The sequence below is a fragment of the Roseicella aerolata genome (assembly GCF_020523605.1).
GTDB classification, from domain to species: domain Bacteria; phylum Pseudomonadota; class Alphaproteobacteria; order Acetobacterales; family Acetobacteraceae; genus Paracraurococcus; species Paracraurococcus aerolatus.
Genome location: NZ_JAJAQI010000007.1, coordinates 148883 through 160341, shown reverse-complemented (window position 1 = coordinate 160341; position 11459 = coordinate 148883). Strand labels below are relative to the sequence as shown.

Annotated in this window: 9 protein-coding genes; 5 read left to right on the top strand and 4 right to left on the bottom strand. The window is 72.4% G+C overall.

The features are described from left to right. Positions 1-381: 381 nt before the first annotated feature. From LHA35_RS06815 to LHA35_RS06805, 3 genes are all read left to right on the top strand, one after another. Positions 382-1413: a YeiH family protein gene (locus tag LHA35_RS06815; protein ID WP_226606156.1), complete on the top strand. Its 1032-nt coding sequence runs from the start codon at positions 382-384 to the stop codon at positions 1411-1413. 264 nt (positions 1414-1677) lie between these two features. Beyond that, positions 1678-2412 (top strand): SGNH/GDSL hydrolase family protein, encoded by a 735-nt coding sequence (locus LHA35_RS06810; protein ID WP_226606153.1) that lies wholly within the window; start codon positions 1678-1680, stop codon positions 2410-2412. Positions 2413-2645: 233 nt separating this feature from the next. Continuing rightward, the gene (locus LHA35_RS06805) at positions 2646-4040 is read left to right on the top strand and encodes a cytochrome P450 (protein WP_226606151.1); all 1395 of its coding nucleotides are present in this window, start codon (positions 2646-2648) and stop codon (positions 4038-4040) included. Between the two features lie 28 nt (positions 4041-4068). Here LHA35_RS06805 and LHA35_RS06800 read toward each other — a convergent pair whose 3' ends face one another. Then, positions 4069-5655, bottom strand: a complete 1587-nt coding sequence (locus tag LHA35_RS06800; RefSeq protein ID WP_226606149.1) for an ABC transporter substrate-binding protein — start codon at positions 5653-5655, stop codon at positions 4069-4071. Positions 5656-5916: 261 nt separating this feature from the next. Here LHA35_RS06800 and LHA35_RS06795 point away from each other — a divergent pair, with 261 nt between their 5' ends. Together LHA35_RS06795 and LHA35_RS06790 are read left to right on the top strand one after the other, a co-directional pair. Further along, complete coding sequence (locus LHA35_RS06795) at positions 5917-6897, top strand: Bug family tripartite tricarboxylate transporter substrate binding protein (protein ID WP_226606146.1); 981 nt, start codon at positions 5917-5919, stop codon at positions 6895-6897. A gap of 26 nt (positions 6898-6923) precedes the next feature. Next, the gene (locus LHA35_RS06790) at positions 6924-7718 is read left to right on the top strand and encodes an SDR family NAD(P)-dependent oxidoreductase (RefSeq protein WP_226606141.1); all 795 of its coding nucleotides are present in this window, start codon (positions 6924-6926) and stop codon (positions 7716-7718) included. 49 nt (positions 7719-7767) lie between these two features. Here LHA35_RS06790 and LHA35_RS06785 read toward each other — a convergent pair whose 3' ends face one another. Genes LHA35_RS06785 through LHA35_RS06775 form a run of 3 tightly spaced genes read right to left on the bottom strand, consistent with a single transcriptional unit; the run spans position 7768 to position 11395 of the window. Then, entirely contained in the window at positions 7768-10041 is a 2274-nt protein-coding gene (locus LHA35_RS06785) for a xanthine dehydrogenase family protein molybdopterin-binding subunit (protein ID WP_226606139.1), read from the bottom strand. After that, on the bottom strand, positions 10038-10520 hold the full coding sequence (locus LHA35_RS06780) for a (2Fe-2S)-binding protein (RefSeq protein WP_226606136.1): 483 nt from the start codon (positions 10518-10520) through the stop codon (positions 10038-10040). Before LHA35_RS06780 ends, LHA35_RS06785 begins: the two co-directional genes overlap by 4 nt. A 5-nt stretch (positions 10521-10525) precedes the next feature. Next, positions 10526-11395, bottom strand: coding sequence for an FAD binding domain-containing protein (locus LHA35_RS06775; RefSeq protein ID WP_226606133.1), 870 nt, complete (start codon positions 11393-11395; stop codon positions 10526-10528). Between the last annotated feature and the right edge of the window lie 64 nt (positions 11396-11459).

Sequence of the window (11459 nt, the reverse complement as noted above, 5' to 3'; positions counted from 1 at the left end):
CGCGCCCGCACCTTCACCACATAGGACGGACTGACCAAGAGCCGCTCGGCCACCTCGCGTATCGGCTCGCCCTCGGCCGCCAGAACCCGATCCCGCAGGTCCTGCCCATAGGCCTGCCCGCGACGCCACGCCATCGAAGCCTCCAGCCCAAGCTGGACACCTACGAATCACACCACCTCGCGCCGCAGCCAATCACAAGCCGATTCCAGCCAGGGCTACTCGGGTCTAGGTCATGGATGGCAGGGCAGAATCTCGCTCCCGGGCGTTCACGCCCGTCCGCGACCCGCTCTGGCCAGGGCCGGAGTATTCTCCCGCCGCACGGCCGGCATGAGGATGCCTTGATGCCCCGGCCGGACGCGCCGGCGGAGCGAGGAGTGGCGCATGATCCAGGCCCTGCAACCCTCTCTCCGTCTCCTGCCCGGGATCGCCCTCTGCATCGGCATCGCGCTGGCCGCGCATCTGCTGGAGGCAGCGGAACGGCAGGCCTTCCGCCATCCCTGGCTGGATACGCTGGTGCTGGCCATCCTGCTCGGGGCCGCCCTCCGGACGGGGTGGGAGCCGGGGGAGCGATGGCGGCCCGGCCTCCGCTTCAGCGCCGGGCCGCTGCTGGAGACGGCCATCGTCCTGCTTGGCGCCTCGCTCGACCTGCGGCTGGTGCTTGCCGCCGGGCCGGCCCTGCCGCTCGGCATCGCCGCCGTCGTCCTGCTCTCCCTGCTGGCGAGCTACGGCGCGGGCCGGATCCTCGGCCTGCCGCATCGCATGGCCGTGCTGGTCGCGGCGGGCAACGCGATCTGCGGGAATTCGGCGATCGCGGCGGTCGCGCCCATCATCGGCGCGGGCGCGCGGGAGGTCGCCTCCGCCATCGCCTTCACCGCCGTGCTCGGCGTCGGGCTGGTGCTCGGCCTGCCGCTGCTGGCGCCGGCCCTCGGCCTCTCGGCACAGGGTTACGGCATGCTGGCGGGAATGACGGTCTATGCCGTCCCGCAGGTGCTGGCGGCCACCGCGCCCTTCGGCAGCCTCAGCATGCAGGCGGGCACGCTGGTGAAGCTGCTGCGCGTGCTGATGCTGGGGCCGCTCGTGCTGGCGCTCTCCCTCCTGGCGCGGCGCCTCCGGCCGCCAGCACCCGGGGAGGCGGCGGGGCGGCGCCCGGCCGGCTACATGCCGTGGTTCATCATCGGCTTCCTGCTGCTGGCCCTGCTCAACGCCCTCTCCCTGGTGCCGCAGGCCGCGCTGGCGCCGCTGCGCCTGGCGGCGGGGCTGCTGACGGGCATCGCCATGGCGGCGCTCGGGCTCGGCGTCGATCTGCGGGCGCTGGGGCGGGTGGGCGTGCGGGTGACCGCGGCGGCGGCGGCCTCGCTGCTGGTCCTCATCGGGCTCAGCCTTGGCGCGATCCGCCTGCTCGGCCTGGCATGAGAGGCATCCAACCCCCAGGCACCGGCGCGCCGTCCCGGCGGGAACGATGCCATGGGCCTCGCGCTTACCGGGCGAGACCGCAGGACGGCGACGGGAGCCGGAATTTCGTGCGCAGCCTTCACGACGCAACCGTCGTCCTCCAGCGGCACCGGCCCGGCGCCCGGCTGGCCCTCGCACGGCGGGCGGGACGCCACCGCTCTCACCACCCGGCCCCGCGCGCGTTGAACGGCCCCTGGTGATGGGCGGAGAGGAGGACAGCTGGCCATGGCGGCGACATCCGGTGGCATGGCGCGCCGCGCCGTGCTCGGCCGCGGATTTGCGGTGATGGCGGCCTCCCACGCCGGCGGGGCGGGCGTGCCGCCCGGCCATGTGGTCCTGCTGGGGGATTCGATCCTCGACAACAAGGCCTATGTCGGGGGCGGCCCGGATGTCGTTACTCAGCTCCGCTCCCGCCTGCCGGCGGGCTGGCAGGCCAGCCTGGCCGCGGTGAACGGCGCGGTGACGGTGGATGTCGCCCGCCAGCTCGCCGGCGCCCCGCGGGAGGCGACGCATCTCGTCGTCAGCATCGGCGGCAACGACGCCGCGCGGCAGGAGCCGGTGCTGGGCGAGCCGGCGCGCAGCGTGGGGGAGGGGCTGGCGCGGCTGGCCGGCGTGCAGGACCGGTTCCGGCAGGACTATCGCGCGATGCTCGCCACCGTGCTGGCGCAACGCCTGCCCACCGCCCTCTGCACCATCTACGACCCGCGCTTCCCGGATGCGCAGCGGCGGCGGCTGGCCATTGCGGGGCTGACGCTGTTCAACGACGTCATCGCGCGCGAGGCCTTCGCGCGCGGCCTGCCGCTGATCGACCTGCGGCTGGTCTGCAGCGAGGAGGCCGACTTCGCCAATCCCATCGAGCCCTCGGCACGGGGCGGCGCGAAGATCGCGGCCGCCATCGCCGGCTTCGCGGCGGCGCAGGAGGCCGGCGGGCGGCGCTCGATCGTCCATGGCGGTGGCTGATCCCCTGGCGCCGGGGCTGCGAGGCCCCGGGACGGAGGCCGGCACCGCTTGCGGCGCCCGGCCAGGGCCGGCAGAGGCCGCGACGCAGGCACGGCGTCCTTGTCCGGATGCGGTGACGCATTCGGGCCACTGGTATTGTATGGCAATGATGGCCAGGCGGATTCACGCCTGTCCGCGATCCGCCCCGGCGCGTTGATGGCGGGACGAGGCCCGCCCGGGACAGAGGTGCGAGGATGGGTGACGGCACGGCAATCAGCGGGGAGGAGCGGGCCGGGCCGGGCACGGCCCCGGTGCTCCGTGGCCGCGTGCCGCTGCTCGGCATGCTGCCGGCGCTCGCCCGCGACCCGCTCGCGGTGTTCGAGCAGGCGCGCGCGCTCGGCGACGTGGTGCAGATCGCCATGCCGGGGCGCCACCCGCTCTTCCTGCTCGCCCATCCCGCGCATATTCGCGCCGTGCTGCAGGAGAACCATGCGAATTACCGCCGCACCCCCTTCCATGACCGGCTGAAGGCGGTGCTCGGCGAGGGGCTGGTCACCAGCGAGGGCGCGCTCTGGCAGCGCCAGCGCCGCCTGCTGCAGCCGGCCTTCCGGGCCGAGCGGATCCGCCGCTTCGTCCCCGCCATGGCTGCCGCGGCGGCGGAACTGGCCGGGCGCTGGGAGGCAGCGGCCGCGGCCGGCCGGATCCTCGACATCTCGCAGGAGATGTCGGACCTCGCGCTCGACGTCGCGGTGCGCTGCATGTTCGGGCGGGAGCAGCGCGGCGGGGATGCCGCCATCAGCGCGGCGCTGCTGGTGGTGCAGGAGTGGATGTCCGGCCGCTTCTGGTCGCTCGCGCCGGACTGGACGGAACGGCTACCGACGCCCGCCAACCGCCGCTTCCGCCACGCGCTGGCGACGCTCGACGCGGCGGTCGAGGGCATCATCGCGGCCCGCCTCGCCGCCGGCGAGACCGGCGAGGACCTGCTGGGAATGCTGCTGGCGGCGCAGGGGGAGGACGGCACCGGCGTGGATGCCCACCAGGTCCGTGACGAGGCGATGACCATGCTGCTCGCCGGGCACGAGACCTCGGCCGCGGCGCTGACCTGGACCTGGCACCTGCTGGCGCAGCACCCGGAGGCGGCGGAGGCGGTGCGCGCGGAACTGGCCGGCGCCCTCGACGGGCGGGCGATGCCGGAGGCCGGCGATCTGGGAAGGCTGGAGTTGACGCGGGCGGTGCTGCAGGAGGCGATGCGGCTCTACCCGCCGGTCGGCTGGTTCGGCCGGCTGGCCGCCGGCCCGGACCGGATCGGCGGCTGCGCGATCCCGCGCGGCGCCATCCTGGCCCTCAGCCCCTGGCTGGTGCAGCGCGACCCGCGCCACTGGTCCGACCCGGCGCGCTTCGACCCGGGGCGCTTCGCCGGCGGGTCGCGGCCGGCGCCCTACACCTATTTCCCCTTCGGCGGCGGGCCGCGCACCTGCATCGGCAACCACTTCGCCATGACGGAGATGCTCGCCGCCCTGGCGGTGCTGGTGCCGCGGGTGCGGCTGCGCCATGCGACGGAGGCGCCGGTGCGCCCCGAGCTGATGATCACCCTGCGCCCCGCCGGCGGCCTGCCGATGCGCGCGGAGCGCCTGCCGCAGGCGCCCTGACCGCCGGGGCCCGAGGCCGGCGCGCCGCTCAGCCGCGGCGGATGTTCCAGAACAGCGGCAGCCCCTTCAGCATGCCCGTCAGATCCTCGCGGAAGGCCGTCGGCTGGTAGAACTGGCCGAGCGGCACATAGGGCACGTCGAGGAAGGCCTGGCGCTGCATCTCCCGCCCGATGCGGCGGCGGGCATCGTCCGAGTCCGATTGCAGCCATTCGTTCCGCAGCTCCTCCAGCCGCGGGCTGGTGGACCAGCCGAAGGTGGCGCTGAGGCCGCTGCCGCGGATGAAGTTGTGCGCCGCCGGGTTGAACTGGTTCACCCCCGCCGTGTAGGTGCAGAAGGCGTTGTAGCCGCCGCGCTCCGGCAGCTCGCGGTTCGCCTGGCGCCGCAGGGCGGAGCCCCAGTCCATCGCGGCGTAGTCGAGGTTGAGGCCGAGCTGGCGGAAGGTGTCCGCCACCACCTCGCTCATCGCATTGATGGCCGGGAAGTCGGTGGGCGCCATCAGCAGGACCTTCTCGCCCTTGTGGCCGGCCTGCTCCAGCGCGCGGCGGGAGGCGGCGATGTCGCGCGGGCGGGTCAGCGCCTCCATCCCCTCCTCGCTCGCCATCAGGGAGCCGGGCGTGAAGAAGCCGACGCCATCGCGCCAGAGCGCGCGATCGGTGCCGGCGACCGCCGTCATGACATCCGCCTGGTTGATGGCGCCGAGCAGGGCGCGGCGGATCGCCGGATTGTCGAAGGGCGGGTGCAGGTGGTTCGGGCGCAGCATCCCGATCGCGCCGGTCGGGTCCAGCACCTCCACCTTCAGGCCCCGCGCGCGGCGCAGCGTCGGCAGCAGGTCGGAGGTCGGCTGTTCCCACCAGTCCACCTCGTTGCGGCGCAGCGCCGCGGCGGCGGTGCTGGCATCCGGGATGGTCAGCCACTCCACCCGGTCGAACTGCGCCAGCTTGGGCCCGGCAAGCAGGCTGGCCGTGCCCCCCGGCCGCGGCACATAGCCATCGAACTTCGCATAGACGGCGCGGGAGCCGGGCACGCGTTCGGAGGCCAGGAAGCGGTACGGGCCGCTGCCGACCATCTCGCTGATCGGCAGGGCCGGGTCGGTGCTCGCCAGCCGCTCCGGCATGATGAAGGCGACATTGGCGCCCGGCTTGCCCAGCGCATCGGGCAGCATGGGGAAGGGGCGCCGGAGGCGCCAGCGGACCACACGGTCGGAGGGGGCCGCGATCTCCTCCACCACCGCCATGACGGCCAGGCCGAACTGGTCACGCGCGCCCCAGCGCTTCACGCTCGCCACCACGTCGCGCGCCCGCACCGGCTCGCCGTCATGGAAGCGCAGGCCCTCGCGCAGCGTCATCACCCAGGTCCGGCCGTCATCCTCGATGACATGGCCTTCCACCATCTGCGGCTGCGCGCGATAGGCATCATCCCAGCCATAGAGCGTGTCGAAGACCAGGAAGGCATGGTTGCGGGTGACGAAACCCGTGGTGGTGATCGGGTCGAGGATCGCCAGGTCGGCCTGCGGCACGAAGCGCAGCACGCGCTGTTCCTGCGCGGCGGGGAGGCGCGGCGCCGCGAGGAGTGCGGCACCGGCGGCGGAGGTCCTGAGGAGGTCGCGACGCTGCATCGGCTGGTCCCTTCCCGAAGGGGCGGCAACCCGGACAGGTGCCACCCGCCGGCGCGAGCGTGCAGAGGCCGCGCTGCACTGGCAAGGGTTCCGGGACCCGGGGCCAGGCACGGCAGCCTGCCCACTCCCCCGGATGCGCCTTGCGCTCGGCAAAGACGGCATGCCGGGGAAGGCCGCGGCCGGCGATCGGCCCGCACCCCGGCCCTTGCCGCCCCGGCCCTGCGGGGCTTGGATGGCCACCAGCCAGACGAGGAAACGAGCATGCGGAAACGCCAGATCCTGGCCGGGGCGGGGGCCGCCGCCCTGGCGATGCGCCTGCGTCCGGCCCTTGCGCAGTCCTCCTTCCCGAACGCGCCCATCCGCCTCGTCGTGCCCTTCCCGCCGGCGGGCACCACCGACATCTTCGCCCGCATCTTCGCCGAGCGCTTCGGCCGCGAGCTCGGCCAGGGCATCGTCGTGGAGAATCGCGGCGGCGCCGGCGGGCTGATCGGCGGCGCGGAGGTCGCCCGCGCCCGGCCGGACGGCCATACGCTGATCTTCCACAGCCCGACCTCCGGCGTGACCGGGCCGCTGACCCGCCGCGTGCCGCCCTATGACCCGGTCACGGGCTTCGCGCATGTCGCCATCCTCGGCATCACGCCGATCGTGCTGGCGGTCAGCCCGCGCCTCGGCGTGCGGACGCTGACCGAACTGGTGGCGATGATCCGCGCCAAGCCGGGGGAGCTCAGCTACGGCAGCTCCGGCATCGGCGGCGGTCCGCACCTCTCGGCGGAACTGCTGCGGGTGCGGGCCGGCGGGCTCGACATGGTGCATGTCCCCTATCGCGGCGCGGCGCCGGCGATCCAGGATGTGCTGGCGGGCAACCTGTCCTTCATGGTGGATACCTTCACGCCGCTGCTGCCGATGCACCGTGATGGGCAGCTCCGCATCATCTCCGTCTTCGGCACCGAGCGCGCGGCGGTGGCGCCGGACATCCCGACGGCGCGGGAGGAGGGCCTCGACCTCGTCACCCGCATCGCCAACTACCTCTCCGCCCCGCCAGGCACGCCGGCCGACCGGCTGGAACGGCTCGGCGCCGCGGCCCGCGCGGTGATGTCGAGCCCGGAGATGCGGCGGGAGCTCGAGGGCATCGCCTATGTGCCCATCACCGACTCCGGCCCCGAGCATGCGCGCCGCTTCATCGCGGAGGAAGCCGCGCTCTGGGCCCCGGTGATCCGGGCCGCGAATATCGAGATCGAATAGCGGCGCGGGGCGCCCAGGGAGGATCCATGCTGAAGCTGACGGACAAGGTGGTGTTCCTGACCGGCTGCGGCTCCGTCGGGCCCGGCTGGGGCAACGGCAAGTCCATCGCGGTGCTCTTCGCCCGGCAGGGCGCACGCATCTATGGCGTCGACATCAATGAGGCGGCGGCGCGCGAGACCCGGGCGATCATCGAGGGCGAGGGCGGCACCTGCGTCACTGCCGCCGGCGACGTCACCGATGAGAGGCAGGTGGAGGCGCTGGTGGCGGACTGCCTGGCGCGCTTCGGCCGGATCGACATCCTGGTGAACAATGTCGGCAAGTCCGAGCCCGCCATCGCCGGGGAGATGGAGGTGGCCCTCTGGGACCGCCAGATCGACATCAACCTGAAGAGCGCCTTTCTCTGCTGCCGGGCGGTGCTGCCGATCATGGAACGGCAGGGCAGGGGCGCGGTGGTCAGCATCGCCTCCACCGCCGGCATCCGCTACACCGGCAAGCCGCAGGCGGCCTATTGCGCCGCCAAGGCCGGGCTGATCCATTTCAGCAAGACCACCGCCATCAGCTACGCCCAGCGCGGCATCCGGCTGAACTGCGTGCTGCCGGGCCTGATGTACACGCCGCTGGTGCAGAAGCTGGCCGAGGAATTCGCGGGCGGCGACCTGGAGGGCTTCGTGGCGAAGCGCAACGGCCAGGTGCCGATGGGCCATATGGGCGAGGGATGGGACGTGGCCCATGCCGCGCTGTTCCTGGCCTCCGACGAGGCGAAGTACATCACCGGCACCGAGCTGGTGGTGGATGGCGGGCTGACCGCGGCGACACGCTGAGCCCGGATGCGAGAAGGCCCGGCCGCCGTGGCAGCCGGGCCATCCTGTTCTACTCCTCCAGCGCTTCCAGCACCTTCGGCGGCGACATCGGCAGGCTGTAGAAGCGCTTGCCGAGCGCGTCGTAGACCGCGTTGGCGATGGCCGCGAGCGGCGGGACGATCGGCGCCTCGCCCACGCCGCGCACGCCCTGCGGGTGCTTCGGGTTCGGGATCTCGAGCATCACCGGCTCGATCATCGGCACGTCGGAGCAGACCGGCATGCGGTAGTCGAGGAAGCCGGCATTGTCGAGGCGGCCCTGCCGGTCATACAGGTATTCCTCGCTCAGCGCCCAGCCGATGCCCTGCACCACGCCGCCCTGGATCTGCCCCTCGACATAGCTCGGGTGCAGGGCGCGGCCGACATCCTGCGCCGCGGTGTAGCGCAGCACCCGGACGATGCCGAGATCGACATCCACCTCGACATCCACCACATGGGTGGCGAAGCCCGGATCGGCGCCCTGGGTGTTGAGCTGCACGCCGGCGCCGATAGGCCCGCCCATCTCATTCGCCTTGGCCGCCAGCTCCTTCAACGTCAGCGGCGGGAACTGGCCGGCATTCGGGCCGGCCGGTCGCGCCTCGCCATTCTCCCAGGTCACCGCCTCCGGGTCGATCTTCCAGATCTTCGCGGCGCGCTCGCGGAGCTGGGTGATCACCTTCTCGGTCGATTGCGTGACCACCATCGCCGAGGCGAAGGTGACGCGGCTGCCGCCCGTGAGGTTGGAGAAGCCGATGGAGGAGGTGTCGCCGATCTGCACCGAGACACGGCCGTGCTCGATCCCCAGCAGCTCCGCCGTGACATTGGCGATGGAGGCGCGGGAGCCGCCGACATCCGGATGGCCGGTGGTCACCAGGACATTGCCGTCCTCGGTGATGTTCACCTGTGCCGAGGATTCACCGCCGGCATTGTACCAGAAGCCGGAGGCGACGCCGCGGCCGCGCCTGACGCCCGGGCGCGGGTTGCGCTCGAGCGGCGCCTTGTAGTGTTCGTGAGTCCTGATGGCCTCGACCGTCTCCTCGAAGGTGACCTTGCCGAAAGTGGCGCCATAGGCGGCCTTGCTGCCGGGCTTGGCGCTGTTCTTCAGCCGCAGCTCCAGCGGGTCCATCCCCAGCTTCTCGGCCACCTCGTCCAGCACGCATTCGGCGGCATAGGCGCCGAGCGGCGCGCCCGGCGCGCGATAGGCCGCGACCTTGGAGCGGTTGGAGACGACATCGAAGCCGACCGAGAGGACGTTCGGGATCTCATAGGGCGCGAAGGCGCAGCCGACCGGCCCGCGCAGGGGCCCGCCGGGCAGGCAGCCCGCCTGGATGTAGAAGGTGCCCTGGGCGGCGACGATGGTGCCATCCTTCTTCGCGCCGATCCTGACGGTGCTGAAGGAGCCGGAGGTCGGGCCGGTCGCCCGCATCACCTCCTCCCGCGTCATCACCATCTTCACGGGACGGCCGGACTTCTTCGACAGCAGCAGGGCCAGCGGCTCGAGATAGATGATGGTCTTGGCGCCGAAGCCGCCGCCGATCTCGGCCGGGATCGCCTTGATGTTGCTCTGCGGCACGCCCGTCAGCAGCGAGGTCATGGCCCGGACCATGAACTGCCCCTGGGAGGAGCTCCAGATCGTCGCGCGCCCATCGGCGGCATAGCTGACGGTGCAGGCCTGCGGCTCGATATAGCCCTGGTGGACGGGGCGGGTGCGGAAGGTCCGCTCCACGATCACATCCGCCTCGGCGAAGCCGGCCTCCACATCGCCGAGCTTCGCGGTCATCGTGCCGGCGATGTTGGAGGGCTTGCCCTCATGCTTCAGGAAGTCATGCAGGATCGGCGCGTCCGGCCTGATCGCGTCCTCGATCTCGATGACATGCGGCAGGACCTCGTAGTCCACCTCGATCAGCCGGCAGGCCTCGGCCGCTACCTCCTCGTTGATGGCGGCGACGGCGGCGATGGGGTGGCCGTGGAACAGCGCCTTCTCCCGCGCCATCACGTTGCGGCACATCCAGCGCATGTCCTGGATGCCGAGCATGACGGACTTGTCGACGGGGAAGTCCACGATGTCCCTGGCCGTCACCACCGCCTTCACGCCCGGCAGCGCCTCGGCCTTGGACGTATCGACCGAGCGGATGACCGCATGCGCATGCGGGCTGCGCAGCACCTTGCCCCAGATCATGCCGGGCATGGTGTTGTCGGCGGCATAGGCGGCGCGGCCCGTCACCTTGTCCGCCCCGTCCGGGCGGACGGTGCGGGTGCCGATCCACCTGTTGCCCTCGACCTGGAGCTTGTCGCTGATGACGTTCATTGGGCAGTCTCCCGCATCTCGGCGGCGGTCTCGAGCACCGCGCGGACGATCTTGTCATAGCCCGTGCAGCGGCAGAGATTGCCGGCCAGGCCGAAGCGCACCTCCGTCTCCGTCGGGTCCGGGTTCTTCTCCAGCAGCGACTTCGCCGCGATCAGCACGCCCGGCGTGCAGATGCCGCATTGCAGCGCCGCCATCTCCAGGAATTTCTGCTGCAGCGGGTGCAGCGCCTCGCCCCGGGCCATGCCCTCGATGGTGCCGATCTCATGGCCTTCGGCCTCGGCGGCCAGCATCAGGCAGGCGCAGACCAGGCGGCCATCCACGGTGATGGAGCAGGCGCCGCAATCGCCGGTGCCGCAGCCTTCCTTGGTGCCGGTCAGGCCCAGGGTGTTGCGCAGCACGTCCAGCATGCTCTTGTCCGGCTCGCAGAGGAACTCGGCCGGCTCGCCATTGATGGTGGTGGTGACATGGACCTTGGCCATGGCGATCAGTTCCCCCCTGCCCGCTGCGCGGCGATGGCGGCGGTGCGCTTCAGCAGCACCCCGGCGACCTTGATGCGGTAGGCGATGGTGCCCCGCTTGTCGTTGATGGGCCTGCAGGCGGCGCGGCAGGCGGCGGCGGCGGCCTCCAGCGCCTCCTCCTCCAGCCGGCTGCCGATCAGCGCCCTGGCGGCGTCCTCGACCAGCAGCACGGTGGGCGCCACGGCGCCCAGGCCGACGCGCGCCGCGGTGACGGTGCCGCCCTGCAGGGTCAGGCTGACGCCGCAGCCGACGACCGCGATGTCCATCTCGGTGCGCGGGATCATGCGCAGATAGGCGTCGCCCGAGCCTGCCGGCCGCGGCGGCAGGGTGAAGCTCACCACGATCTCGCCCGGCGCCAGATGGGTGCGGCCCGGCCCGGCCGGCACGGCTTCCACCGGCATCTGCCGGCGCCCGTTCGGGCCCTGCACGGTCACCACCGCGCCCGCCGCGATCATGGCCGGCACGCTGTCCCCGGCGGGCGAGCCGTTGCACAGGTTGCCGCCGGGCGAGGCGCGGCCCTGCACCTGCTTGGAGCCGATGAGGTTGATCGCCTCCAGCACGCCCGGCCAGGCCTTGCCGAAGCGCGGATGCTCGGCGAGCGTCGCGCCGGAGATGGCGGCACCGATGCGGAACCCGCCCTCCGGCGTCTCCGCGATCTCGGTCATCTCCGCGATCTTCTTGATGTCGACGATCAGGCCGGGCTTCACCACGCCGTTGCGCATCTGCACCAGAAGGTCGGTGCCGCCGGCCAGGATGCGCGCCGCCCCCTGGGCGGCGGCGAAGGCGCTGACCGCTTCCTCGAGCGATCGTGGCGCCAGGTATCGGATATCCGTCATGGTCGATCCCTTGGTCGTTTCCGGTCCCCGCTGCCTCCCGTTGGCTCGGGAAGACGCCCCAGGT